The organism is Helicobacter sp. T3_23-1056 (genome assembly GCF_053654535.1).
This window is the reverse complement of the sequence record NZ_JBSIUU010000014.1, coordinates 51,145-77,988: the sequence shown is the minus strand read 5'-3', so window position 1 is coordinate 77,988 and position 26,844 is coordinate 51,145. Positions and strand designations below refer to the sequence as shown.

Sequence of the window (26,844 nt, the reverse complement as noted above, 5' to 3'; positions counted from 1 at the left end):
AGTTTTGAAGTTTTTGTGAAGCATTGTGTGTTTTTTGCAAATTTTACTTGAAACTATATGCTAGATTTTGCAAACAATCGCATAAAACCAATATTTATATGGCACAATTTGTGTTTGCTTTACAAAAATTTTACAAAGATTTTGTGGTTATCAAAAATTTAAAATTTATGGGCGGTAGAGGCGAAAATGAAGCAATATAAATTCGTGGGATTTGTTTTGGCATTGATTTTGCAAAACATATATGGGGTAGAATCTAATATGGATTTTAGCGCGAAATCTAGCCTAGAATCTAATATAAAATCTAGCGTAAAATCTAATATAGAATCTAATGCAAAATCTATGGAATCTAGCCAAACTCCACAAGCCCAAACCCACGAACAAATACAAACCCAAACGCAAAGCACAATGCAAGAAAATCAAAATCCCACAGAGCAAAATCTAGCAAAATCAAACTCCCAAAAATTAAACGCCACAGAATCGATTTTTGCAGAATCAAATCCCACAGAATCAAACTCCCAAAAATCGCCACCCACCGACACAAACCCCACAAAATCCACCACAGACAAATCCACCAAAACACGACTAAAAAATCACTTTTTCTCCCCGCAGACTTACAAAGAGCGCGCCAAAAAAGCCCAAAATGCCTACAAATACTATATGCAGATTTTTGAACACGAGGGGACTTATTTTTTGTTTTATCATAGTTTTACGCCCGTGTGGGGGATAAATGATAATAATGAGCTAAAGTTTCAGCTAAGCGCGAAAATCCCTATTTGGCGTGGTGCTTTTTGGAGCAAGGGGAGTTTGTTTTTTGGCTACACGCAGACAATGTGGTTTAATCAGTTTAATTTCCGCTATTCTAGCCCCGTGCGAGATACGGACTATAAGCCTAGTATTTTTTATGCTTATCCTGCGGAGTGGAGGTTTTTAGGCGGGTTGTTGCAAGAATTGCGATTAGGATTTTTGCATTATAGCAATGGCATAGGCGGGGAGGAATGCAAAAGAGAATCGTTTAGCGACCCCACCCCTGCGGGCTGTCGTAGCAGAAGTGCGGCAAATCGGCTAATCTTTGAAGCAATATGGGAGAGTGATTTTAGCAAAAATGGCACAAAAGTAAATAATGCAGGGGATTTTGGTATCCATATAAGTGCGTGGCCCTATATCCAAAAGCGCAAAGACAACCTAGAATTGCATAAATATATGGGCTATGCAAATGTGAGGTTTTATTATAGGCATTCTAGGCATTTGGCTGAAGTGCATTTTACGCCTATCATCGTGGCTACCAAATCTTATTATCCAAGCGTGCGGGTGGGGTATTCTTTTGGGATAAGCGATTTTGTATCGCTGTATGCGCAGTATTTTTATGGCTATGGGGACAATCTTTATGAATACGATAAACTATCCCATAGGCTAGGCATAGGGCTTAGGATTAGAAGTTTTTAGGGGGGTTTTGGGTGGAATGTGAGGATTTGCGAGGATTTGCAACCTAGACAAAAGTTGCATTTGCGTGGCAATCCAAAATGTAATATAGAATCAATAGATTGCCACGCTAGACTATCGCCTCGCTCGCGATGAAAGAAGTATGACAAAAAAAATCTAAATATGCAAAAAAGATATATTTCCACGATTTTGCGGATTATGATAAAAATGCAAAATCTAGCGACAAATAAATGATATTATTGCAGTTTATGTTGCGTTATAAGGAGTTTTTTTGCCATTTATTCGCTCGTATTTTTTTATAGATTCTCCCATAAAAGCTAGCAAATTTTTAACACAAACGCTTGGATTTCCGCCTGCATTGGCACAAAAAACCATCGACAAAGCGCGACTAAGAATCGACACAAATGGCGGGCAAATCGCACGCAAAAGCGACATATTGCAAGGTGGCGTGTGGCTTACTCATTTTGCGGATAATTATTATGAGTCAAGCGAGCTGGTAAAGCCGATGTTTTGCACGCAGGATTTTGCGCTTTTTTGCAAGCCGCCCAAAATCCTAACCCACCCAAAAGGCAATTTTTTGCACAAAAGTTTGCTAGATTCTATCCGCTTTTTTTGTGGTGATGAAGCCCAAAGTGTGCATAGGCTTGATTTTGAGACTAGCGGGGCGATTTTGGTAGCGAGGAGCAAAAAAGCCCAAATCACGCTAAAAAACTCCCTAATGAATCGCAAAATCCAAAAAATCTATCTCGCAAAAGTGCGCTGGGAAATCAAAAAAGAATGCCTAATAAATGCGCCTATCATCGTGCCTGCTCGTCCTAAAAATGCGCATAATACACAAAGAGAAAATCTATCTATCCGCTCAAAAATTGATGATTCTAAAAAAGATGATTGCACGCTAGACTCTTTGCATTTTTTGGATTTTAGTGATTTTTGTCAAAAAAATGATTTGCTAGAATGTGTTGCAAAATTTACAAATGATTCTTTTTGTCGCGCTTCTTTGAGGGATTTTGCTTTGCGACTAAATACTAAAAATACTAAAAACACTAAAAATACTGCAAACGCTACAAATCTAGCAAACCACGAAAAACTAACAAAAACCACAAAGCAATCAAAACATTCAAAGCCCGCACTTACATACATTGTCCCCATATATTTTGATGGCACTCATACTTTTATAAAAGCATTTCCCCTCACAGGTCGCACTCATCAAATCCGCTTGCACCTAGCCCACATAGGACACCCGATTGAAAATGACTTCCTCTATGGCGTGAGCGATGAAGTAAGTGAGCGGTATTTGGACGAACTAAAGATGATGAGGGGGCAAGATGGGCAAGGACTTCAAAATACAAACATATTTAGTTCTAATGATTCTAAAAAAAATGTGGATTTTGGCAATATTTTGTATGCGGATAAAATACTAGCTTTGCATTCTTTGAGTGTGGATTTTGTATTTGATGGCGCGCGATACAAACTTAGCACGCCAAAACCTAAATGGTGGCAAGAATCATAAAATCTTATAAAAACAAATCTTGCAAATCAAAATTTTTCAAAATCAAAATCTTTCAAATAAAATCTGCGCTAAAACCTGCTTTGACGCACAAAAACAATGCGTAAAAAAATAGCAAGTCTCTAAAAAATGCAAGGATAAAAAAACAACTTTTGCAAAAAAAAAGAGAATAAAAAAATGAAAACAAAAAATACTTGCAAGGAAAATCACTTCCCCTTGCAAGCCAAAAATCCCCCCATAAAAAGCGCGAAGTAAAAAGCAGAATTACGCAAGCCTTAGAATGTGAATTGATACGCAAAAGAAATAAGATTTCGCTCTTTCCACGCAAAATCTAGTTTTTTGCTATTTCTCTCGGGCAAGACTTTGTAATAAAACTCAAAGCGATGCTTTGCACCAAGCGTTAGCGCAGTGCCAAAATTATACGCAATGCTCTCTCTATGATAGCTAGAGCGAAAACTCATCATAGCCGAAGTAGAATCCCAAATATCAAATCTAGCATACCCTACACCGCCAAATATGCCAAAGTATGAGAAGCTATTTGGAAAGTTAAATTCTAGCAAGCCATCAATATTTGCGCTTGACATTGTTTGTGTCCTGCCGTTATTAAACGGGGCAAAAGAATCCGCATAGATTCTAAATCCTAGAGGGCTTTTGCTAGGCTTGCCAAAGCCCAAAAAGCTAAAAAATCGCTGATACCCTACCCCAAATCCAAAACCTGTTTGGGAATCTTTGTTAAACATTGTTTGTGGTCGCATACTGCCTGCCATAAATCGCAACAAAACGCCATTTCGATTTTTGCCAAATGCGCGTTTTGTCTGCAAATCCCTATATTCTTGGTCGCTGATGACTTCATCTTCATCATCTTCGTCCTCTTCCTCTGCAAGCGTGGCAGGAGCTAGGTTTAGTGCCTGTGCGTTGGAGGTTTGCGCGGAGTTTTGAGCAGGGGTTTTGATTTGATTTGCTTGTTTTTCTTTTAGAAATTGGATTTTTGCTTCTAGGGTTTGGATTTCTATCTGTTCTTTTTCCCTAGCTTCTAGCTCTTTTAGTTCCTCTTCTAAGTAAGTTTTTTTGCCCTGCAAAGATCTTGGCAAAGATTGTGTAGTAGTAGCGTCTTGGCTAGCAAAAGCAGATATGACAAAAATGCTAAGAAGCAATGCGAATTTTTTCATTTCCCTGTTCCTTTCTTTTTTGGGTTTTATGGGTTTTATTGGATTTTGTTTTTTGGGCTTTTTTAGGCTAGATTTTGTGTAAAATCCATTTTCAAAGCCCATTTTATGAGGTTTTGTATATGTTTGTTTTTCTCCAAAAAACATAAAAAAACATAAAAGTCTAAGTCAAAATCCAAACATAAACTCTAAGGCAAATTGTATCTAAAAATCTAAAATAAGGGATTTTATTTTTGTAAGTTTTTTATAGATTTTGCTAGTGCAAAAATCGATAATTTTTACGCATTTTCATCACAAAAACTATTAAAAAAGGCTAATCAAAAGTTAATAGTGGTATAATTTTGGCTTTTATACACAATCTGCACGATACATACGCGCACGATTTTGCGCAAATTTTGTCTTATGGGTTTAAGTTTTGTCTTTATGGCTTAAGTTAGGAGAGAATATATGCTGATTCCAGAGTGGGACGACAAATATAGCGTCAAAAATGACCACATTGACTCACAACACAAAAGGCTTTTTGTCATCGCAAAAAAGGCAGCCGAGCTGATTCATAAGCAAGTGGATTCTAGTGAGATAAAGGCTATGCTTGTCGAGCTTTTTAATTATATGAGATTTCACTTCCACGATGAGGAAGAATATATGGCAAGCATTGGTTATCCGCATTTAGAGGAGCATAGAGAGATTCACAAAGATATTGTTTTTAAAATGTCGCATTTAATCCAAAATATCCAATATGACTTCAAAAAAAAGCTAGCTATCATCACAAAAGAATGGCTTATGGAACACATTATGAAAGAGGATATGAAAATCGAGCGTTGGCATAAACAGCACAAAAAACTTTTGCGCTCCGCAGGACAGAGAGATGAGCAAAATCGCCCTATTTTCTTAGATGAAAAATTGCTAGAAAATGAAGAGGTGGCGCATTTTTACCATTGTGGTTGTAGAAAATCATTTCGCGTGCTAGATAGCGTGCATAAAAAAATCCAAAATGGTTCAGTTTTTCACTGCAAAAAATGCAAGGCGATTATTAGTTTTGTGCGTGATGAAATCTTAGATGACTAAAATCAAAGGGATTTGATTTTAGCTTGTTTTTTAATCATTTCTAGGTTTTTTGAAACTTTATCTAAAATCTTACGCTTTTATCTTTTTATCTTTATTATCTTTGTCTAGCAAACATTCTCACAAATCCGCTTCTAGCAAATCTTGCGCTCATTAGATTCCAAATATAAACAAAAATAGGGCAAAATACGCTTTTTGCATTCTAAAAATTTTAACACTAAGGGATTTTATGGATTTAGAGAGAGTGCTTTATGTGTTTTCTACGCAACGATTGATTAGGGATTTTTATGCCAAAAAGCCACAAGGGCTTATGCCAAAGGCTCTAAGCATAGGCGAATTTTTTAAAAAAAGCTATATCGTGCCAGAAAAAACTCGCATAAACCACAGAATCCAAACCATAATCTTGCAAAATATTTTGCGCCAAATCATCGCGCAAAAGCCGACAATCACCAATCTTTTGGTATTTGAAAAAAGTTTTTTGGGATATTTGGAGGGGAGTGATTTTTTAGCATATTTTTTTAATGAAATCAAAAGCCACAATATCGCATTTAGCGATATTCCAAGCAGTGATATTTATGCGGATTTTACAGAGCATTTAGCAATCATTGAAGAGATTTTCACTCGCTTTGAGGAAGTGCTAGAGAGGGAGAGATTTTTCCGTGTCCCGCGCAAAGACGAAGTAGTCATCATAGATGAGTTTATAAGCGCGTTTGAAGCGATAGAGATTTTTATCGATGGATTTTTGACACCCATAGAAGTGCATATTTTAGGGCAAATCGCGCTTATTGTGCCATTACGCATTCATCTAAACATAGATAGCTACAATGCCACTCATTTCCCATATTTCACGCAAATTTTGCGAGACACACAAAAATCGCAAAATCCTAATCAATCGCTAGAGCAAGCACGCTTAGAGCCTAACTTTAGCTACTGCCTAGAAATACAAAAATCTACGCAAGAATCCACAAAAGATTTGCAAGCTTTTGTCCAAAAATCACAGCTAGATTTTGCAAAGCAAGATTCCACAAAAATAGATTTTGCCCAAAATCTAGCCCAAAAACATACAAAATCCCAAAATCTATCTTGCAAAATCACTCAAAAAACCCCCTTAAAAAATTTGCCTCATATTAGCTCATTTGGCTTTGAGCTACGCATCGGGCAATGCGCTTTCGTGCTAGAGAGAGTGCGCGAACTGCTAGAATGCGGGGTAGATGGAGAGCAAATCGCTATCGTTTTGCCTAGCGATGATATGGTAGAGTATTTTGAAGTGCTAGATGAAGCGCGCAACCTAAACTACGCGATGGGCAAAGAAAATCTAGGGCTTTTTGCCACGCTAGAATCGCTACTGCAAAACCACGCACAAGAATCCGCGCAAAATAATTTTCAAAATAACGCCCAAAACACCCCAAAATCCGCCCCAAAACCCGACATAAAAAATAGCACAAAAGATAATTTATCCACGCTAGAATCATTGTTGCAATCTAGCCAAATCCTCTCTCAAATCCCGCCAAATCTCACAAAATCTATCCAAGAAATCTTACTTCAATATGCCCAAATCAAATCCTACATAAACGATTTGGAATGGCAGGAATTATCTACGCTTTTTTTGGAGGATATAAAAACGCTAAAAGATGATGATACGCGTGGGGGCAAAGTGCGCGTAATGGGGATTTTGGAGACTAGGGGGCTTAGTTTTGAGTATGTTTTTGTGCTTGATTGCAATGTAGATTTTATCCCCAAAGTCAAAGATAGCGATATGTTTTTAAATACCTTTATCCGCACGCAGCTTGCTATGCCTACGCTAAAAGATAGAGAGCATTTGCAAAAGCATTATTATTATTCGCTTTTTTTGCATACGCACAAAGAAGTCTATCTAACCCATACCCAAAATGACGAACGCACAAGGGCAAACCTGCTAGATGAGCTAAATATCAAAAGCCAAAATGGCGATGATTACTACGCGCTTTTCCCTAGCCAAAAATTGCCCGCATTTGTCGATGAAAACGCTTTTGGCGTGTTGGAAAATTTTAGATTTTCGGCTACGAGTTTATGGACTTTTGTAAAATGCAAACGCAAATTTTATTTTCAATATGTGCTAAAAATCGCCCCACAAGAAGAGGAAAATCTATCCTTAAACATCGGCACAAATTTGCATAACGCGCTTTTAGAAGCATATAGCAAATACAAAAATACCCCGCTAAATCCACAAATCTTAGAATCAATAAAACAAGATTTTATGACAAAATCTAAGCAGATTTTGCAATCTAGTGATTTAGCGCAAAATCTAAGCAAGATTTCATATATGGAGGCTCTTGCATATCAAATGAGCGAGCTAGAGATGCGCGGATTTTGGAAGTATGAGGAAAAAAGGGTGAAAGAAAATATGGACATCACAAATGATAATGGCAATAATGTGGGGGATTTTGAAAATGAGGGGGGTTTCAAAAATGAAACGGATTTTGCTAGCGCGTTTTCAAATATCAAAAAAGAGTCGGGTTTGCGCGTGCTAGCGTGCGAATGCGATATAGAATCTAGCATCTTGCATAATGGAAAAAGATTTTTGCTAAAGGGGCGAATCGATAGGCTAGATATGGACGCGCAAGGAAAAATATGGATACTAGACTACAAATATGCTATGCACAAAAAAAATCAAGCCAAGTATAAATTTCAGCTTGCGTTTTATAAGATTTTATTAGAATCTAAAATCTTAGAATACGGGAATCTAGGCTTTTTGGGTGAGGAATATGAGGGCTATGCTTTTGATAAAAATGATAGCACAAATGGAGAGGTGCAAAATCTAGTAGAAGCGGGATTATATTTTTTGAGAGAAAAGCAAAATGTGTTTTTGGGCTATAAAGAATCCAATCAAAAATCTACCAAAAAATCTGCCCAACAATCCACCCAAAAATCCATCAAAGACACCTTCAAAGAATCCTCCAAAGAGACATTACAAGAATCTAGCGATGATAAAATCAAAAATATGATTTTGCAAGCACTCCAAGATAGCGCAGGCGATACAGATAGCGCGCATAACACAATGCAAAATCACATAGAAAATGCAAAAAACAACCAAGTAGATTTTGCCCTCACAGATAAACTAAGCACTTGTAGAAACTGCCCATATATTTGGCTATGCAACCGCGCATAATTGTCGCTAAACATCATTGTAAAATTTTTTAGATTCTAACAAAGACTAAAAAACACCTAAAAATAATGGAATATATTTGCTGATTGAAAGTATTTCATTTTTATGGGCTTATTTATGTTATTTATATGCGGTTATGAATCGTTTTGGGGTGGTGAAGTTTTACTTTTTTTTATTAGTGGTATTTGATTTTTGTGTCGGATTTATAGGTTTTTTATATGCAAAAATATTCCAAATCCCAAACGGAATTGACAACACAAACAATATAGGCGTCATCACAAAACGCAATATTTTTCTTAAAACGCCTTTGGTAGATTCTTGTCTTGGCAAAACAGCAAAAGGAAAAAATAGCCAGCAAAGAACAAAATAAAACAAAAAAAGTTGAGCATCATTACCAAGAAAACATATAGCACCAAAACATACCAAAAATACAAACCCAATCAAATAATATTTCTTATAAAAACTTCGTTCAGCCAAGTTAAATATGCGTTGAAAAAGAGCAATGATAGCAAAAAATGCGATTCCGCATACAAGCACAATAATTGCCATTTTCTCACCATTCTGTTTATCAAGAATTGGAGCTATCCCAGCAATAGGGAACACGATTGATACAATTCTAGCCCACATTATTTATTCCTTTTATATTTGATATGCCAAACAAAATCTAAGTAAATTAACCTAATTTGGTTTTTGTGCTTCATCGCAAGCGGATTGATATTCTTTTTGACACGCAGCTTTAAAGTATTTTTCTGCTTGTTTTTCATTTTTGTCTATCCCCTGCCCATTACGATACATTTGCCCCAGCGCATAGCAGCTCTCGCCATTATCTTTGATACTATCCCATAACAAGCCCAAATCACACGCTTCTTCATAGATTTTTCGCGCTTTTTGGTAAAAATATTTTGTCGCTTCGCCGTCATTTTCGCTCTCTCGATATTGTGCTACCCGCATACAGCTAGAGGCGTTTTTATCATTTTCACATTTTGCTTGATGTTCGTTTATGAGTTGTTGTGTTTTGGCATTTTTCATACCGCAAGATTCACTATGCCCTTTTTCATTGCAAGCTTTTTGGGCATATTTTAGAGCTTTAGTCTCATCTTTTTTTACGATTCGTCCGTCATTGTAGATTTTGGCTAATTTGTAGCAACTTTCCTCATTTTCCACACTTGAGCTACCAAAAAAGCTAAAATTATCGATTCCGCATTCGCCTTGTAAAATTTTTATGGCTTTTTCATAGCTTGCATTTGATTCTTGCGTATCTTTTAGACTTTTTTTGATTTCGTCATAGATTATGCAAGATTCTGCGTTGCCTTTATTGCATTTTTCTTTGTATTGCTCGGTATCACGCACTTGCATTCTATTTTGTTGATTTTCCCTATCATCAAAAAAACCAAACATACTGCTAAACATATTTTTAATCGTAAAAAGTAGCACAACAATCACAATAAGCATAAATATAAACTTTGTCATACCGCTAAAAAATGGTTTTTTTGGCTTGCCTAAGTTGTCTCCATTTGTTGCATTGCCTGAAACATTCTTTTTTATTTCATCGAATATTGACATTTGTAAAACCTTTTTATGTTGTTTTTATGGCTTTTAGCATCAAAATAAACGCCATAAAACTAAAAAAGTATGCTACAAAAAAAAAAAAAAACAGATTTTAAATAAAGCTACGGGTTTGGAGCTATATTGTGTAAAAATGTTTTTTTTGGATAAAAAAATAAAATCCCAAAAATTGCAAAATTAAGCAAGATTAAGCAAAGTTTCTCACTCAAAGTATCCGCAAAATACTAACAAACAAGAATCTTAATCACTTTTTTGCTTTTGCTATACTTGCAATGCGGGCATTCTGTATGTCAATATCGTAAAATATCGTAAGAAATTTTTGTAAGCAGGAAAAATAAGAGGTAAAAAGTTAGTCCAAGATTTTTAAAAACCTTGGACTAGCACTACTTTTATCTATGACTAGCTACAAAAATCATAAACAAAAGTCTAAAATATAAAAGCGTATTTTTTTAAGGGATTAAAACACAAGTTTTGCAAATGCGATGGCATTGTGTGCTTTGTAGCCAGCGTCAAATCCATTGCTTACATAGCCAGCACCCACATCGATTCCAAATCCATCACGCATAACGCCAAGTTTGTAGTCAAACACACGCACGCTAACCACTGCGGAAAATTCTTTATAATCTCCACCTGCATAAAGCACATCAAATTTGACTCTCTCGTGCTCCACGCCTGCAAACCCATACCACACGCCAACGCCACCAGCAAAATAGCTTGCTATGCTTGGCGTAGTGTAGCGTCCATAAAATCTTGTATGGTCAGAGCCATTTGTGTGGATTGCTGCTTCTTTGCCTACCATTAGGTAGCCACCGCCGAGTTTGAAATATTTGGCAAAAAATAGTTCCTCTTCAGCCCACACTAAGTAAGAATTTCTCTTGTCGTATTGATACATTCCGCGCACAGAAGTGGTAGATTCTATGCTTGATTTATCCCCTGCGATGATTGCTAGTCTAGCTCCCGCTTGGATAATGTCTTGGTTTGTATAGCCATTTACATAGTAGTGCGCAAATGGGTCGATTTGGAAAATCCCTAGCCCGATATTTGCACCCACGCCTACAAAATCTTTTTTGCCAATGTTGAAATTATCAAAACTTGATGGGAAGCGAGAATATGAGACAAGTTCAGAGCCGATTCTGTTTGGTTGCGCGCCAAAAGTCGCAGAATCGTTTGCCCAAGAAGCCCATACATTTGACCTCTCACCAAATCCTACGCTAACCCCCACGCCTTGAGTGTATAAGTCAATCCAATCGCTTTTTAGGAAGCTAGAGCTAAATCGCCCGACATACAAATCAAACGAACCTGTGTAGCGGAAATACAAATCCGAAACATCATAGTAGTTTTTGCCGTATTTGCTATCCCCTGCGTTATTTGATAAGCTAAAGATTTTGTAGCCAGCCCATACGCCAAGCCCTACCCCAAAATCATCAGAGCCAAAATCCGCTCCAAAATGTCCTGTCGCTCCCATAAAAGCGTTGTCTTTACCATCAGCACCTTTTTGGTTGTCAGTAAGCGCGTGATTATACGCTACGCCTATGTGTCCAAATAGCTCGGTCCCAGCACTTCTAGCATTTGCTACGCCTACCATTGCAGTAGTGATAGATGAAGCGATAAGCGCGCTTGCGGTCATTGTCTTTAGAGTTTTCATTTCGTATCCTTTGTGTTAAGGTAAAAGCAAAATCCAAAAGCGCGCCAAAATCCCGTATGAAAATTTCGCCACTTTTAGAATCGCTTTTGCAACTCATAGTATCGACTAAAATCTACAACCTTAAATAAATATAAGCAAAATCAACTTTTTTCCGTTGGCTTGCTATATTACTTTTGATTTTAAGGGTGGCAAATTTTGTAATTCATTGTTTTTTTATTGTTGCGTTTGTTGTGCTAGCCCGAAATTAGAATCCTGTGCGGATTTTTTTTGGGAATTGATAAAGCTAATCGCCTCTTTGCATAGGCTTTGCCATTGTGAAGCGACATTGACACTCACGCATTTGTTAAAATACTCCAACGCCCTAGAATCCTTGCCCTGCGTGTTGTAAATGCTTGCGATTTGATAAAAAAGCCTTTGTTTATCGGGGTTATCTAGTCGCTTAGATTCTAGTTTTTGGAGCAAGGTTAGTGCTTGGGTTGATTTATTGGTATCTTTTAGCGAGGTTGCAAGCGCAAATTCTGCATAGGGCGTGTATTCAGCAATTTTAAGCGTGTTTTGTAGCTCGATAATATTGTTTGCATAGATTTGGATTTGGGTTTGGTCTTTGTCCTCTAGTGCGTATTCTAGCAGTTTGGCATACACAGGCAATATTTTTTCTTGTTTGCCAAAATGCTCGCGCAAAAATGGAGCGATTTTTTTTGCTTCATCGCGTGAATTGATTGCCACCAACGCATCAAAAAGGCTAAAAGCAATGTCATAATGAGATTTTAGGCTTTGTGCTAGGGCAAAACCATCTCTTGCAGCCATTGTAGCTGGCTTAAACTCCCCTAAAGTGTAGAGATTTTTGGTAATGCGATATAGCCATTCTAGTCGCTCTTTTGGATTTGCGCTAGATTCTACCATTCCATTAGAGATAGATTTTGCCGCGCTCATAAGCCCGCTTGATACCAAACAATCAAAGCCACTCATTTTTTGCGCAGGGGACAAATCAAACACACTCGCCCTAATCAAATAAGTATTTGCCTCTTTGCAGTCGTTTTTGGCTAATGCAAGTTTGATGATTTCCATTAGCGCAGTTTGCTTGTGTGGGCTAGAAGCATTGCCATACAAGCTAAGCACCTCTGCAAATTCCCCCCTTTTTAGCAAAATCTCCGCGCTCAAATCACGCGCCTTGCTTGCTTCATCGCCATTTGGATATTTTTCCATCAAATAAGCATAATGCTTTAGCTTATCATCATCACTGCCCTTCACGCTAAATAATATCGCATCATCTCTATCTTCCACTTCATCGGCAAAATCTGATTTTGGATAGTCTTGCAAAAATGCCTGATTTGCTTTATGGGCATTGTCAAAATCCCCTGCTAGCTCATAATACGCCCCCAAATCAAAACCATATTGTTCTTTTTGCTCATCTTCGGTATTATCGTGCAGATATAGCGTGAGCTTGGCGGCTAAATCATATAGTTTATTGTCTAGCAAATCCTCGATAATGTCCGCAGTCGGGGATTTTTCATCAAGGAAAAACACGGGATAGACTTGCAAGACTTTGCTTATTAGCTCTTGTGCTTTGCTAAGAGAATTTGGATTTTGAGGGCTTTGCTCTAGCTCAAATAACGCCCACTGCAACGCCACTTCGCTAGCACTTGGCAAATCTTTTGCTGCTGTGTAGGCGGATTGAAAATTCATACGCACATAAATGGGCGCAGAACCCGTGCGCGACATCACTGCAAGCTGCATTTTTGCCAATGGCGAAAAGCGAGAATTTGGATATTCATCGCTAATGCGTTTATAATAATGCTCCGCTTCGGAGGGGATATTTTCTTTGTTATAAGAGTTTGCAAGAATGTATAAAATCTCTGGGACATCAGGGTCAGCAGAAAACGCCCTAACCCAATCTTGCGCGGCATTGATAATAGGCTCTTGCTCTTCTAAATCCAAATTTATCATCGCAATGATTCTAAGATAAGTCAAATCCCTGCGAAACACAGAATCTGGATTTTCTTTTAGCGCGTAATTTATGTCGTTTATAGCAGTGATATAGGCTTTGCGCTCCATAAGTTTTATCACATCAGAATACGCCTCAAAATCCCTATTTCTAGTCGCTTGCAATGGGCGATTATCAGAATTTAGCTCGGGCATTATAGGCATAGCCTCCCCCTCTATGCGCACAGGAAAATCTAGCCCCCCTCTTTGCTCTTCTTGAGAGTTTTGCGACAAAAACGGAATCTGCTCTTTATACCCCACGATTTGCCACGCATCTGCAATCATTGAAGGGTATTTATCAAGCACAAAGCCCTGTTTTGGATTTTTGGGGATTGAAAAAAGTTTTTGGCGATATTTTGGATAGATATAGAGATAAAACTGCTTTTCTATCATTTTGTAAGTAACTTTGAAAAAATCATTTTCTAACCCTGCAAACCCCCTATCAGGCACGCTATCGATTTTGCATTCTATCGATACATCTGTCCCTGCGGCATCAAATATTTCTTTGCACGCAAAGGGTTTTGAGTTTTTGAGCGTGAGGACAGAAAACCCCTCATTATCCTGCTTGCCAAAAGTCGTAGAAATCTCTAACGCCTCCGCAAAATACACAAACAACAAACATAGCCACAAGGATTTTATGCGCAATTTAGTAAGCCCCGATAACATATTTTCCTATAAAATCAAGCAAAAATTGAGCCATAAAAATCGAGCCAACACACAAAACCCCCATTATCCTAATGATAATTTTGCTAAGCATAGAATCTTTCATACCATTTGTATGATTTATCGCAGAATCATTATGTGGCATAGCATTGCTTGCATTAGCGACATTATCAGCGTTTGGAGGTAGCAAAAACATAGCCACCACCAAGCGCAAATAATAAAATCCAGCAATCGCGCTATTTATCATCATCACAAGTGCAAGCCCCACAAATCCCACGCTATACACGCTCATAATCGCCCAAAGTTTGCCCCAAAACACACCAAAAGGCGGAATCCCAGCCAAAGAAAACATAAAAATCGCACCCAAAAATGCTTTGAGTGGCGAAATGCGAACAAGCCCATTAAACGCGCTAAATGGAATGTCATAAGGGGTTTTTGTAGAAATATTGTTTGAAAAAAGGGCATTGATTTTGCGTGAGATTTTTGCAAATACGCATTTAGATTCATTGCAAGCAGTGTAAGAAGCCTTGTTAGATTCTAGCGTTTTATTGCTAAAATCCTGTGTATTTTGCGCATTTGTAGCATTTGCCACGCTATTTAGCTCTTTTAGCCAGATTAAGCCAAATGTCCCGACATTTGTGATAATAAACATAAACCAATACAAATATAGCGCACTTAGGCTCATCTGTGTGCCGACAAGCACGCACGCTAGCACAAACCCACTATGCGAAATCGAGCTAAACGCTAGCATTCGTTTGACATCGTTTTGGATAAGGGCTGCGATATTTGGGAGGGTTATCGTCAAGACTATGATGATATATAGCGCGGATTCTAGCCATATAATGCCGACTTTTAAAAACGCTCCAAGCAAGATGATAGCCACGCTAAACGCCGCGATTTTGGGGATAATCGACACTACGCCTGCCATAATAGAATTTGCCCCCTCATAAATATCAGGCATCCAGCTATGAAACGGCACAGCGGAGGCTTTGAAAGACACAGCGGCTAAAATAAATACGATTCCACCAAATACAGCAAAGACAGAAGTGTATTTATCATCTACCAAAATATCGTGGATATGGGCAATATCTAAGCTCGCGCACGCATAATACAAACAAACCGCGCCAAAAATATAAAACACGCTAGCTAGCACACTCATCACAAAATATTTGATTCCAGCTTCGATTCCCTTGCTTTTATGATTTAGCGCGATAAGCACACATAGACTAAGAGAGCCTATCTCTAACCCAAGCAAAATCACCACCAAATGCGTGCTTGAAACCATAATATCAAACCCCGCAATCATCAACAAATACAATGGATAAAACTCTTTTATGAGAAAAGATTTATCCATAATATGTTTATGTTTGATTAAAGCATTGCTACCAAAAAGCACGATAAAAATAAGCGCGCACACTTCCATACTAAACTGCCCAAGCGCGGTAATACCATTGATATTGATAAGCCCAAAAAAGCTCTCCCCTACTTTTAGATTTAGGCTAAACACCGCACTAACGCCCAAAAATAGCGCACTCAAAGCGACATTTAGCCCTTTTGAAAATACGCTAGAAAAAACATTGATAAGTAGCAGGCATACGCCACCACAAACCAAAATCAGCACAGGCAAAATCGCATAGATTTTTAGTTCAAACATATCTAGGTTCATTTTATCGCTCCATTTTGGGGTTTATCTTGCGTAGCAGGTGTGGCAGGCTTTGTGTCGGGTTGTGTGGCTTGTTGCGTGGTGGGCTTTATGTCGGTTTTTATTTCTTGCGTAGTTGGTTGCGTGGCGTTTTGCGAGCTAGATTTTATAGTAGGTGGCAGGCTAGATTGTGCGTCATTTTGGGGGTTTGGCTTGGCAGAGGATTCGCCTAAATCCCCCACATTTTTTTCTAACGATTCTCTAATCTCTCTAAACTCATCAAATTCTTGGATTCCCTCTTGTAGATTTAGCACATCATTTGGGATTGTGGGGATTATCTCCATTTTGCGCGTGTAGGGGTAGAGATTGTATTCTATGCGCTCTTTGCTTTTGTCGTTATGTGCGCGCTCATAAGCGACTTGAAGCGTTGATTGCGCGCTTGCTTCTATGGATTTTAGCAGTGGCTTAGGATACACACCAAAAAAAATCACTAACCCCACAAATACCGCCATAATGCCCTTTTGCATAGAATCCAAATCCGTGAAATTCTCTAACTTGGTGTTTTTTAGCTCCCCAAAAAAGATTTTTTTATACAGCACTAGCATATACACAGCCGAGATGATAATGGTAAATCCACCCAAAAAAGCGATAATAGGATAGCTTTTAAATACCCCAAGCAAACTAAAAAATTCCCCCACAAATCCTATGCTTAAAGGAAGCCCCACATTTGCCATCATCGCTATGCCAAATACACCGCAAAGCACGGGGGCAACGCGTGCTAGCCCTCCAAAATTTGCGATATTTCTACCCTCTATGATTTCGCTAGATTCGTCTTTTTTAGATTCTGTGTTAGATTTGCTAGAATCCACATTGAAAATTTGCGCGTATTTGTCCTCTATGATTCCCACCAGCATAAAAAGCATAGCACTCACTACCCCGTGTGCAAACATCATAAACACCGCGCCCCCTACCCCAACCACGCTAAAAGAAAACACCCCAAGCACCACCACGCCCATATGCGAGATGGAGCTATACGCGATGACTTGCTTTATGTCTTTGTTTGCATAGGCTATTATCCCACCATAAATAATCATCACTAGCCCAAGACTTAGTATCAAAAGCTCAAAATCCACACTTGCATCAGGGAATAACGGCACGCTAAATCTCACAAGCGCGTAAGTCCCCATTTTTAGTAATAATGCAGATAAAATCACCGTGCCAATCGTTGGGGCATTGCCATAAGTTTTTGGTAGCCAAGAATGAAAGGGAATCATAGGGATTTTCACCGCAATCGCAAAGAAAAACGCCAAAAATAGCCAGATTTGATACTCACTAGGCAGGCTAAGCGCATACCAATCGCTAAGCTCAAAACTCCAAAATTTATTGTGCAAGAAAAATAAATACGCATAATAAATAATGCCAAGTAGCATAATAAGCGAAGCAAAAAATGTATAGAGAAAAAATGTAAGCGCGGATTTGATATTTTCACTATGAGTGCCACTCCCCCAAACGCCTATCATATAGAGCAATGGCAGTAGCGATAACTCCCAAAAAATATAAAACAAAAGCACACTTTGTGCGCTAAAAACGCCCATAAGTATGCCCTCTAATGCAAGTAATGAAGCGACAAAGTGATTTTGTAGCTTGTATCTACCTATATAAATCGCACTCAAAAACACCACTATCGCGCTTAGCACAATCAAAAATAGCGAAATCCCATCAACCCCGATATGATAAAAAATCCCCAAAGATTCTACCAACACAAATAAATGCTCAAATTGTAACTGATGGCTTGTGCTATCAAACCCCACCCAAAGCCCAAGCACCAAGACTAGCTCTATGCCACTAGCGACAATGCCAAAGATTTTTGCCACTCTCTCTTCGATATTAAACCCCACCACACTTGCAATGAGCGGAAATGCGATAATCACGGATAGTAAATATTCCATTATCTACCTCCAATAAATAAAAATACCACGCTAGATAGTAGCACTAGCACACCAAAACCCATAAGCCTAAGCGCGCTACTAAGCGAGCCATCTTGTAGCAGTGAAAGCACTTTGCTAAGCAAAATCAAAATCCTGCTAAACACATCAATAATTTTTAGCATAATGCCTTTTTCGATTTTTTCATTTATCACTTCACAGATTTTGGCAAACCCACGCACAAAAATCCATTCATACAATTTGGGGATATAGTATTGATTGCTAAGCAAATGATAAATGAAATTATCGCATTTAGATTTTGTGCTAGAATCTAAGTTTTTGGGATTTTTCTTGCCATATCGCAAAATCGCAAAGATAATCCCACACGCACTTGCACCAAGCGCGATAAGGGCTAAAATCTCTTCGCCCAAATCACTATGTGGCATCTCAAACGCAATAGCGTGAGACAAAATCTCAAAAAAGCTCTTATGAAAAAACCCTGCGATGACTGCCAAAAATGCCAAAGGTAGCATTGAAAAAAGCATTAGTTTGCTTGCTTCGTGTGGGGTGGAATGTTTATGGGATTCTTGCGAGGCGGAATCTAGCGAGTGGCTTTGGAAAAATACCAATATAAAAAGCCTAAAACTATAAAACGCCGTAAGAAACGCTCCAAACACTAGCAAAATCCACAAGATTTTATACTCCGCATTAAAGCTAAATTCTAAAATCAAATCCTTAGAAAAATACCCCGCAAAAGGCGGAATCCCACATAATGCTAGATTGCCCACCAGCATAAAAATCATCGTGTATTTTAGCGGGCGCGCAAGAGAACCCATTTTTTTGATATTTAGCTCATCATTGCACGCGTGCATTACATTGCCCGCGCCCAAAAACAAAAGCGATTTAAAAAACGCGTGGGTAAAAAGATGAAAAAGCGCGATAGAATACGCCCCAAGCCCCGCTGCTACAAACATATAGCCAAGTTGAGAAAGCGTAGAATAAGCAATGATTCTCTTTAAGTCATTATTTACCACCGCCATAGACGCGGCAAATAACGCCACAAATGTCCCAAGATACGCGATAATCTCTCCAAAATGCAAAATCTCACTATACAGAGGATTTGCCCGAATGAGTAAATAAACCCCTGCCGTTACCATTGTCGCAGCGTGGATAAGCGCAGATACGGGAGTAGGACCCTCCATCGCATTTGCTAGCCAAGTGTGGAATGGAAATTGTGCGGATTTCCCCATAGCACCGATAAAAAGCAAAATCCCAATCCATAGCAAAATCTTCTGCGAAGTGCTTGCCTCTCCATTTTGGTGCAAGATACTATCAAATACGACTTCAAATTCTAGCGAGCCAAACGCATAAAAAATCAAAAATATCCCAAGCAACATTCCCAAATCCGCGATACGATTGCTGATAAACGCTTCAATGCTTGCAAAATTTGCGCTTTGCCTTTGATACCAAAATCCAATGAGTAAATAAGAGCAAACCCCCACGCCCTCCCAGCCGACAAAAAGCCCCAAAAAATTATCACTTAGCACCAAAAACATCATCGAAAACACAAAACCGCTTAAAAAACTAAAATAGCGATTAAACCCCTCATCGCCTTTCATATAGCCAATCGAATAAAAATGCACAAGCATCGACACAAAAGAAACCACAAAAATCATAATCGCACTAATGCTATCTACCCGAAATCCAAAATCCACTCCAAAATTCCCTAAAACAAGCCATTCAAAAAGCGAAATGCTAACCAAAGGAGCAGAATCAACGCTAGATTCTAGCGCGTTTGCTTGCGCAAAATCTATCCCACTTGCTTGCGAGACAAAAAAATCTCCGCACACTAGCCACAAAAGATACGCGCTAGCCACAAATGACAAACTAATCAAAAGCGAATTTAGAAAACCTAGTGCGACTTTGGGCGAGCGCGTAGCAAAAAATGCTGAAACTACGCACGCACATAATGGCGCAAAAAGCGCGACTATGAGGGCAAAAACACCGCTATTAAATATTTCCATTTTATCCTCTCATACTTTTAAGATTATCAATATCAAGGGATTTTGCTCCCTTAAACCCGCTACGATACCATAGCAAGACTAGCCCAAGCCCGATAGCCACCTCACTAGCCGCAATCGCTATCACAAAAAGCGCGAAAATCTCACCATTTGCATCGCCAAACATTCTGCCAATCGCCACAAGGGCGATATTTAGCCCATTTAGCATTATTTCGCTTGATAAAAATAGCATTAAAATATTTTTGCGTCTAAGCATACCAAAAAGCCCAAGCGCAAAAATCAGCGTGGCTAAAAACAAAAAATGATGAATGTTTAGATATGCGCCAAAATTTGTAGAAATCGCCTCCATTAGTCCTCCTTTTTGCGTGTTTTGTGTGGTTGCATAGATTTTGTAGATTCTGTGTATTTTGTAGCTTTTGTAGATTCTAACGCACTAGAATCTACATTTTCATTGCTAGATTTTTGTGCGTTGTTTTTGATTTGTGATTCTATGCTCTCTTTTAGCAATGTGCTAGCTTTTAAAAACGCGCTTAGATTTTCTCTCATACCAAGTGCCACGCCACCGATGAGTGCGACTAGAAGTAGCACGCCTGTGATTTCAAATGCGATTAGATACTTGCTAAAAAGCACCCTGCCGATTCCAAAAGTGTTTGGCTCATTGATGATAATGGTGGATTTTTCTAGCAAGACATTGTTATGATAAATAGGGAATGCAAAAATCGCTAGCAACAAAAGCGCGATAAAAAACACCATCACACAAAGCCTAACTTGCCCTTGATGATGCTCATCTATGGTGCGCGAAATATCCAAAAACATAAGCCCAAACGCATACATCACGATGACTGCGCCCGTATAGACTGCGATTTGCACCGTGCCTAAAAACTCCGCTCCAAGTATGAAAAAAAAGCTAGAGATGAAAATCATTCCGCTTGCAAGGGCTGTGAGGGCGTAAAGAAGGTTGTTTGTGCTGATGACTACAAAAAATGCCCCAAGTGTCAAAAACGCAAACAAATAAAATGCGATTGCTTCAAACATTAGTTTTCTCCTTGTGGCGTGGCTTGATTTTGGGCTAAGTTGGCAGAATCTATTTTGCTAGAATCCTCACCACTAGAATCTAAGATTCTAGTATTTGCGGTATTGCTTTGAGAAATAGCCTCGCTCTGCGAATGAGACGCACTAGAGGTGCGTTGCAGTGAAGCGGGGCTAGGCGACTTTTCAAATGAATCACCCAAAGCCAAATCTACCAAATCCACATTATCAAACGCAACAGGCGTTCCCTTTAGCCTCCTATCCGCCCCACTTGTATAGCTCCCAAACCCCGCAAACTCCACCAAACTATGCGATTTTGCCTCCCCCTCGCTTACAAGCAATTCTTTTTTGGTAGCAAATTGCGCTCTTGCCTCGCTTGCGTTTTCAAATCTCTGCCCCATAACGATTGCTAGCTCTGGGCACACCTCCGCGCAAAGTCCGCAAAAAATGCACCGCCCTAAGTTAATGCTATAAGAATCGATTTTTTTGCGATTGTCCTCTCCCCTATGCGTGATGATTCGTATGCAGTTGCTCGTGCAGATTTTTTCGCAAAGCCCACAGCCGATACACCGCTCATTGCCTGATTCTAGCAATCGTTGCAAACTATGAACAGCGCGATAACGAGGCGAAAAAGGAATCACTTGGGCTGGATAATGAATCGTAGCAGGTGGAGAAAAAAATTCCTTCAAAGTAAGTGCTAGCCCCTTTGCCAAATCAAGCCCACAAATGCGCTTCACACTTTTTGCAAACGCACCAAAAGCATTGGTAGGTGGCTTTGTATATGGGATTTTGCTGTATGTATTTTTCATAAATTATTCTCCTTAAAAACGCAAATATTATTATAGCAACATTATAACGCCTGTAAGCATTAAGTTTAGCAATGCAAGCGGGAGCAACACTTTCCAACACATACTCATAAGCTGGTCAGGGCGAATATGTGGAAAAGTAGCCCTAGCCCACATAGCCAAAAATACAAAAAAACATACTTTTAGCACGATAGCAAGCCCGCCCGGGATAAAATAAAATGGCTCATACCCGCCACAAAAAATCAGCGAAATCACAAATCCAAACGCAAATAAATGCGCATATTCCGCTAGAAAAAACATTCCCCATTTTAGCCCGCTATATTCTGTGCAAAATCCCGCCACTATCTCTGCCTCGTGCTCTAGCAAGTCAAAAGGCGTGCGATTTAGCTCTGCATAGCTAGCCACAAGAAACAGCACAAAAGCCAAAGGTTGTTTAAAGATTAGCCAACTAAAAAAGCCTCCTGCTTGATAGTCATTTATCGCTATGAGCGACAAAGAGCCCACAAGCATAAGCGGTGGCAACACGCTAAGCACAGATACCACCTCAAAGCTAAGCAACTGCACGCACGCCCTAGCCGCACCTAGAAGCGAATATTTTGAACCGCTTGATAATCCCGCCAAAAGCGGTGCATAAATACCCACCGCACCCACAGATAAAAAAAACAAAAGCCCTACATTTATGTCTGAAATGATAGGTTTTATCGTCCGCCCAAAAACCTCCACTTCGCCAAAAAATGGAATCGGAGCCATCGCTATAAACGCGCTCATCATCGCTATGACAGGGGCTAGCATAAAAATGATTCTATTTGCACCTTGTGGGCAAATATCCTCTTTGGTAAAAAGTTTTATCGCATCGGCTAGAAATTGAAGCAAGCCAAAAGGTCCCACATAGCTAGGTCCTAGCCTACGCTGAAACCTCCCAAGCACCTTGCGCTCGATATATGTGCCAAACCCTCCCAAAAACGAAAATATCAGCACCACAACCAAAATCTTTATAATCGTTTCGATGACAAACTCACTCATTTTCACTCCTCATACCAAAATCTTTTTAGCGTTTTTTTATCATTTGCCTAAAATCCTAACTTGCAAATAATTGCTAGGGCTTGCAATATCTTTGCCAAAAATATACGGACTAATAAGCCAAATATTTTGAGACAATCCATAATCAATATACGCCCTACCCTTTATTTGCGCTAGATTTTTGCTTCTATCCAAATCACGCGAATCAAAATCACACGACTCAATATTTTGCGACTCAAAATCGCTCGCCAAAAAATCGCTATCAATACTTGCTATTTCTAAGCAGATTTCCTCCCCCTCGCTTAAGCCTAGCTCCTCAAAATGCGCTTTTGAAGTGTAAAATCCATCTTGTTGCTGCATATTTTTATCTAGCACGGTTTGTGTGCCAAATAGATTTTGCGGGTATGAAATATATGCGTTAAATTCGCGTGCTTTTGTGCTAGATTTTTTAGAATCAGTCATAGTTTGCGCTATTTGTAGTTTTAGCGCGGATTCTAGGGCGTAGCCTCGTTTGTCCTCCCCGCTTTGTGTGTAATGGTTTTTTAGCGCAGAATGTGAAAATGGATAAAATCCCCTATCTTTTGGTAGCTCTAGCGCGTAGTCGCTTAGATTTCCACATACAGCATAGCTTAGGGCAAAATCCCTATCCGCACCCGCCACAAATCTAGCAATATCACCTAAATCAAACCCCGCAAAATCTAGCACGCGATTTATGGGTAGCACGCGATTTTCATAGTTTGTTATCGTGGCATTCATTTGCGAAAAAGTCGGCAAAATCAAATCAGGTTTTGCGATATGGCTAGATTGTGGTATATCCCCATCATTATCACAAAAATAGCTATCCCATACCCACTCCCCGCTAGCGCGGATTCCTATCATATCTTTCACAAAATCATTTGTAGATTTTGCAAAATCATTATGCGCTTGTAAAATGTGGCTAGGCTCTAGCGTGCAAATCCGTGCGATACCTGCGACATTTGCGCCATTTGGCAGGACAAAAACCTTTATCCCTAGATTTTCTAAAATCCCTAATATATCCGCCACGCTAGAATCTTTATTTATCGCGTTTAGCACTTCTGTGCCGACTATAAGGCTTGCTTCACAAAAGTTTGTTTTAGATTCTTGGGGGGATATTTTTTCGAGCAAAGCAGTGGCGATTTTGCTAAAATCCTCCGCATTTATCCGCGCTTCTTGCAATGCCTTGTAAATGATTTTGCTTGTAGATTTTGGGCTAGCATCTTGCTTTTCTTGCTCGCTAGATTCTGTATTTGTTTGATTGGCAGAATCCGCATTATTAGATTCTTTATTAGCTTCTTTATTGGATTCTTGGCTAGCTTCGTTACTAACTTCTTTACTAAAATTTTGGTTAGATTCTTGCGTTATTTCCTCTTTTGTTTGCATTATTTCTTTTATTGCGTTTTGTATTTCGCTATTTTGAGCGATATGTGCGTCTATGTCGATATGTTGCGCACAAACCTCCCCTAATGCAATAAGCAAGCTAAGCAATGCTTCCCTCTCACAATTTGCACCATAAGAGATGGACTCTACCGAGCGCGAAAAGCTAGAAATAAGCGAATCAAAAATAGGATTTACATAAAAAAGTTTCACACCTTTTTGGATACGAATAGCATTGTTTAGCGCGTATTGGATATGCGGGATATGTAGCCTAACGCTAGCCCCAAGCGCGATAATCACGCTAGAGCTTTTTAGCTCGCTTAGAGTATGATTTAGTGGGAGTTTGCCAAAAAGTCGCTGATAGGCATACGCCTCATCATTGTAGATTTTTAGCCCAAAATGCGTGGCTAGATTTTGGGCTATTAGGGCTTCTTCGTTGGTGGCTTGCGAGCCTAAGTTGATACCTTTGGCTATTTTTAGGGCATTTAGGGCATTTTTTAGCACACTATCTGTATGAGTGCTAGATTGGCTTTGATTGGCGTGAAAATCTAAGTGAAAATCCCCTTGAGAGCGCAAACCAAACCCAAATCTAGCCGCCCCACAAATCGGCGCGAAGTGAAAATCATTTTTTACGCGATAGATTTTCTCCCCACTTGTTGTCTTGCCTTTTTTATCAGCCTCTGTGATACTAGCACCTGCCATATCAAAATGCCGTTTTTCATAGATGACTTGACAGCCCGCAGAGCAGTAAGCACAAGTGCTAGAAATTGATTTTAGTTCCCACGCATTTGCAGTGTAGCTAAAATCCTTATAAGTTAGCGCGCCCACAGGGCAAACCGCGATGCACTCGCCACAATCCACGCAAGGCGTCCCACCTACAAATTCGATTAAAGATTTTTGCTTCTTGCTCCACACGCTATATGGGTCTTTTGCCATTTTGTCTTTGTATTCATCAGGGGAGTGCAAGTCTGCTTTGTTTGCTTTTAGCTTTGCTTCGCCTATGTTGTCTTTGCAAGTAGTCGCGCACCGCTCGCACACGATACAAAGATTTGGGTCATATTCGGCTTGTGCCCAAAATTTAGAATGCTTTTCATCATCAGGCAAAGCAAAATCTTGGTGGGATACTTGCGTATAAAGCGTTAGATTTTGGAGTTCGCACTCCCCGCTTTTATCGCACACTCCGCATTCTAGCGGGTGATTTACATCATAGGTTTGCATTATTGCTTGCCGCTCTTTGCGCAAGCTTGGCGTATCGGTAAAAATCTCTAAACCATCTTTTGCCTTTGTGTTGCAGGTATAGACGCGCTTGCCCTCGCTATTTTCGCCCATACACATTTTGCACGCAAGCGTGGGTGAACAGCCTGAGAGATAGCAAATCGTGGGGATAAATATGCCATTTGCCCGCGCTACTTCTAGCACGGTATCGCCATCATTGCATTGCAAAGAGCGGTTGTTGATTTTGATAGTGATTAGATTTTGGGCTAGATTTTGGTTGGGCTGGTTTTGTTGTGGATTTGTTTGGCTCATATTTTCTCCTTATGCGATTAGGTGTTGCAATGGGACAAATGGATAGCCCTTCGTATCTGCAAAATCGCTAGTGATACCCACGACACCGCGCAAATATGGGGCTTCTAGGATTTGACAAGCTATGGTTATAGAATGATTTTTTAGCGTGATAGTATCACCATTTTTGCATTTGGCTAATGCCAAAAATTGCTTTGTAGATTGCAGGGTTGGATTTTTAGATTTTGCGCGAATTTGCGGGGCAAAGTATACAAACGCGCCATTGCTCTCTGGCAAATTTTCTAGCTTAGATTCTATGTTTGCCCAAAATTCATTATCTAGGCATTCATTTAAATCAATAATTTCGCATTTTTTATGAGCGATAATATGTGTATTTGGGATTTTGCTAAGCAGTCCTAAAATCTTATAAATACTCTCTTTGTCGCTATGGTATGCAAACGCCCTGCCTAGCAGTATGTAGCGATTTGTCGCTATTTCAAACCCACTTACAATCCCATCTACTTCTTCTTCGCTTAAAGACGATTCGCTAAAAATATGCCCAAAATCAAAGCTAGATAATTTCTCTAAAATATGCTTAATAGATGTTATCTTGTCGCTATCTAAGTCCTTGTTTGTCTTTACTTCGCTTGACAAAAGCGCGTTTGCTAGCAAAATCATAATGCCTAATTCCGTGCCGATTTCATATTGGATTTGCTCTATTTCATAGCGCGTATCAGCTATGGGGTGCAAAATGATAGTGTGAAAATCTTGCAAATTTTGCAAATCTTGGAGTTTTTGTAATTTTTGTAATTTTTTTAGCGAGCGAAAATCTCCATTGTGAAAATCCCCTGCGCTAAATTTTTCCACGCCAAAATCACTAAAATCCTGCGCAAAAATTGCCTGCATATCGCACGCCATTTCGCCTAGCACTAAAAGCAAATCTTTCATTACGCCTGCTCCGTATTGTGTGAAGTATTTGGATTTTGCGGAGATTGTAGATTTTGCGCATTTTGTGGATTTTGCGCGTTTTTGCTTTGTGCGTCAATATGATTTTCATTTAGATTTTGATTTGCAAGATTTTTGCCACCTTTGCGCACGACAAGCGTCCAATCGCAATGATTAAACCGCACAGAATTTAGAATCTCACAGCCTTTTAATCGCATAAATTCCGCGCTTTTAGCGACATTGCTAAACTCCCCTAGCTCGTAGAGAAAAATCCCAACTTCGCCATTTTGCAAGCTAGAATCTAAAATTTCACCCATTTTGGTATAAAAATCGTTTTTTAAATGTCGCAAATCAAAACGCTTCATTTCTCGCTCCCTTTGT

The 26,844-nt window shown here is 39.3% G+C and carries 16 protein-coding genes and 3 pseudogenes; 4 read left to right on the top strand and 15 right to left on the bottom strand.

Translation table 11 applies throughout. The annotated features are described in order from the left end of the window. Positions 1–186: 186 nt before the first annotated feature. Together ACWIUO_RS08610 and ACWIUO_RS08605 are read left to right on the top strand one after the other, a co-directional pair. Positions 187–1,443, top strand: coding sequence for a phospholipase A (locus ACWIUO_RS08610; RefSeq protein WP_454177488.1), 1,257 nt, complete (start codon positions 187–189; stop codon positions 1,441–1,443). A 268-nt stretch (positions 1,444–1,711) separates the two neighbouring features. Next, positions 1,712–2,950, top strand: a complete 1,239-nt coding sequence (locus tag ACWIUO_RS08605) for a pseudouridine synthase family protein (protein ID WP_454177487.1) — start codon at positions 1,712–1,714, stop codon at positions 2,948–2,950. A gap of 272 nt (positions 2,951–3,222) precedes the next feature. Here the strand turns inward: ACWIUO_RS08605 and ACWIUO_RS08600 are convergent, their stop codons facing one another. Further along, positions 3,223–4,116, bottom strand: a complete 894-nt coding sequence (locus tag ACWIUO_RS08600; RefSeq protein ID WP_454177486.1) for a hypothetical protein — start codon at positions 4,114–4,116, stop codon at positions 3,223–3,225. Positions 4,117–4,560: 444 nt separating this feature from the next. Between ACWIUO_RS08600 and ACWIUO_RS08595 the strand changes: the two genes are divergently transcribed. Next, positions 4,561–5,178 (top strand): bacteriohemerythrin, encoded by a 618-nt coding sequence (locus ACWIUO_RS08595; protein WP_454177485.1) that lies wholly within the window; start codon positions 4,561–4,563, stop codon positions 5,176–5,178. A 226-nt stretch (positions 5,179–5,404) separates the two neighbouring features. Continuing rightward, on the top strand, positions 5,405–8,323 hold the full coding sequence (locus tag ACWIUO_RS08590) for a PD-(D/E)XK nuclease family protein (RefSeq protein WP_454177484.1): 2,919 nt from the start codon (positions 5,405–5,407) through the stop codon (positions 8,321–8,323). A gap of 159 nt (positions 8,324–8,482) precedes the next feature. Here ACWIUO_RS08590 and ACWIUO_RS08585 read toward each other — a convergent pair whose 3' ends face one another. The 14 genes and pseudogenes from ACWIUO_RS08585 to ACWIUO_RS08520 form a co-directional block, all read right to left on the bottom strand. Next, the gene (locus ACWIUO_RS08585) at positions 8,483–8,947 is read right to left on the bottom strand and encodes a hypothetical protein (protein WP_454177483.1); all 465 of its coding nucleotides are present in this window, start codon (positions 8,945–8,947) and stop codon (positions 8,483–8,485) included. A gap of 51 nt (positions 8,948–8,998) precedes the next feature. Then, on the bottom strand, positions 8,999–9,883 hold the full coding sequence (locus ACWIUO_RS08580; protein WP_454177482.1) for a tetratricopeptide repeat protein: 885 nt from the start codon (positions 9,881–9,883) through the stop codon (positions 8,999–9,001). Between the two features lie 460 nt (positions 9,884–10,343). Next, the gene (locus ACWIUO_RS08575) at positions 10,344–11,531 is read right to left on the bottom strand and encodes a hypothetical protein (protein ID WP_454177481.1); all 1,188 of its coding nucleotides are present in this window, start codon (positions 11,529–11,531) and stop codon (positions 10,344–10,346) included. Positions 11,532–11,744: 213 nt separating this feature from the next. Then, positions 11,745–14,180, bottom strand: coding sequence for a tetratricopeptide repeat protein (locus ACWIUO_RS08570; protein ID WP_454177480.1), 2,436 nt, complete (start codon positions 14,178–14,180; stop codon positions 11,745–11,747). Beyond that, complete coding sequence (locus tag ACWIUO_RS08565) at positions 14,161–15,843, bottom strand: NADH-quinone oxidoreductase subunit N (RefSeq protein WP_454177479.1); 1,683 nt, start codon at positions 15,841–15,843, stop codon at positions 14,161–14,163. The genes ACWIUO_RS08570 and ACWIUO_RS08565 overlap by 20 nt, the downstream gene beginning before the upstream one ends. Further along, positions 15,840–17,768 (bottom strand): NADH-quinone oxidoreductase subunit M, encoded by a 1,929-nt coding sequence (locus ACWIUO_RS08560; RefSeq protein WP_454177478.1) that lies wholly within the window; start codon positions 17,766–17,768, stop codon positions 15,840–15,842. Before ACWIUO_RS08560 ends, ACWIUO_RS08565 begins: the two co-directional genes overlap by 4 nt. Continuing rightward, positions 17,768–19,768: an NADH-quinone oxidoreductase subunit L gene (nuoL, locus tag ACWIUO_RS08555; protein WP_454177477.1), complete on the bottom strand. Its 2,001-nt coding sequence runs from the start codon at positions 19,766–19,768 to the stop codon at positions 17,768–17,770. Before nuoL ends, ACWIUO_RS08560 begins: the two co-directional genes overlap by 1 nt. A gap of 1 nt (position 19,769) precedes the next feature. After that, positions 19,770–20,114 (bottom strand): NADH-quinone oxidoreductase subunit NuoK, encoded by a 345-nt coding sequence (nuoK, locus tag ACWIUO_RS08550; protein ID WP_454177476.1) that lies wholly within the window; start codon positions 20,112–20,114, stop codon positions 19,770–19,772. Positions 20,115–20,302: 188 nt separating this feature from the next. Beyond that, positions 20,303–20,800 (bottom strand): annotated as a pseudogene (locus ACWIUO_RS08545) (NADH-quinone oxidoreductase subunit J); the annotation flags it as partial. Positions 20,801–21,071: 271 nt separating this feature from the next. After that, positions 21,072–21,603, bottom strand: a pseudogene (locus ACWIUO_RS08540) (NuoI/complex I 23 kDa subunit family protein); the annotation flags it as partial. A gap of 30 nt (positions 21,604–21,633) precedes the next feature. Beyond that, positions 21,634–22,623, bottom strand: coding sequence for an NADH-quinone oxidoreductase subunit NuoH (nuoH, locus tag ACWIUO_RS08535; RefSeq protein ID WP_454177475.1), 990 nt, complete (start codon positions 22,621–22,623; stop codon positions 21,634–21,636). Between the two features lie 276 nt (positions 22,624–22,899). Further along, positions 22,900–25,542 (bottom strand): annotated as a pseudogene (locus tag ACWIUO_RS08530) (NADH-quinone oxidoreductase subunit G); the annotation flags it as partial. A gap of 9 nt (positions 25,543–25,551) precedes the next feature. After that, entirely contained in the window at positions 25,552–26,466 is a 915-nt protein-coding gene (locus ACWIUO_RS08525) for a hypothetical protein (RefSeq protein ID WP_454177474.1), read from the bottom strand. Further along, positions 26,466–26,828 (bottom strand): NADH-ubiquinone oxidoreductase subunit E family protein, encoded by a 363-nt coding sequence (locus tag ACWIUO_RS08520; RefSeq protein WP_454177473.1) that lies wholly within the window; start codon positions 26,826–26,828, stop codon positions 26,466–26,468. Before ACWIUO_RS08520 ends, ACWIUO_RS08525 begins: the two co-directional genes overlap by 1 nt. Positions 26,829–26,844 lie beyond the last annotated feature (16 nt).

Excerpts from the sequence above, each read along its gene's own strand:
- ACWIUO_RS08610 (WP_454177488.1), top strand. The coding sequence starts at position 187 with ATGAAGCAATATAAATTCGTGGGATTTGTTTTGGCATTGATTTTGCAA.
- ACWIUO_RS08600 (WP_454177486.1), bottom strand. The coding sequence starts at position 4,116 with ATGAAAAAATTCGCATTGCTTCTTAGCATTTTTGTCATATCTGCTTTT.
- ACWIUO_RS08595 (WP_454177485.1), top strand. The coding sequence starts at position 4,561 with ATGCTGATTCCAGAGTGGGACGACAAATATAGCGTCAAAAATGACCAC.
- ACWIUO_RS08590 (WP_454177484.1), top strand. The coding sequence starts at position 5,405 with ATGGATTTAGAGAGAGTGCTTTATGTGTTTTCTACGCAACGATTGATT.
- ACWIUO_RS08585 (WP_454177483.1), bottom strand. The coding sequence starts at position 8,947 with ATGTGGGCTAGAATTGTATCAATCGTGTTCCCTATTGCTGGGATAGCT.
- ACWIUO_RS08580 (WP_454177482.1), bottom strand. The coding sequence starts at position 9,883 with ATGTCAATATTCGATGAAATAAAAAAGAATGTTTCAGGCAATGCAACA.
- ACWIUO_RS08575 (WP_454177481.1), bottom strand. The coding sequence starts at position 11,531 with ATGAAAACTCTAAAGACAATGACCGCAAGCGCGCTTATCGCTTCATCT.
- ACWIUO_RS08570 (WP_454177480.1), bottom strand. The coding sequence starts at position 14,180 with ATGTTATCGGGGCTTACTAAATTGCGCATAAAATCCTTGTGGCTATGT.
- ACWIUO_RS08565 (WP_454177479.1), bottom strand. The coding sequence starts at position 15,843 with ATGAACCTAGATATGTTTGAACTAAAAATCTATGCGATTTTGCCTGTG.
- ACWIUO_RS08560 (WP_454177478.1), bottom strand. The coding sequence starts at position 17,768 with ATGGAATATTTACTATCCGTGATTATCGCATTTCCGCTCATTGCAAGT.
- nuoL (WP_454177477.1), bottom strand. The coding sequence starts at position 19,768 with ATGGAAATATTTAATAGCGGTGTTTTTGCCCTCATAGTCGCGCTTTTT.
- nuoK (WP_454177476.1), bottom strand. The coding sequence starts at position 20,114 with ATGGAGGCGATTTCTACAAATTTTGGCGCATATCTAAACATTCATCAT.
- nuoH (WP_454177475.1), bottom strand. The coding sequence starts at position 22,623 with ATGAGTGAGTTTGTCATCGAAACGATTATAAAGATTTTGGTTGTGGTG.
- ACWIUO_RS08525 (WP_454177474.1), bottom strand. The coding sequence starts at position 26,466 with ATGAAAGATTTGCTTTTAGTGCTAGGCGAAATGGCGTGCGATATGCAG.
- ACWIUO_RS08520 (WP_454177473.1), bottom strand. The coding sequence starts at position 26,828 with ATGAAGCGTTTTGATTTGCGACATTTAAAAAACGATTTTTATACCAAA.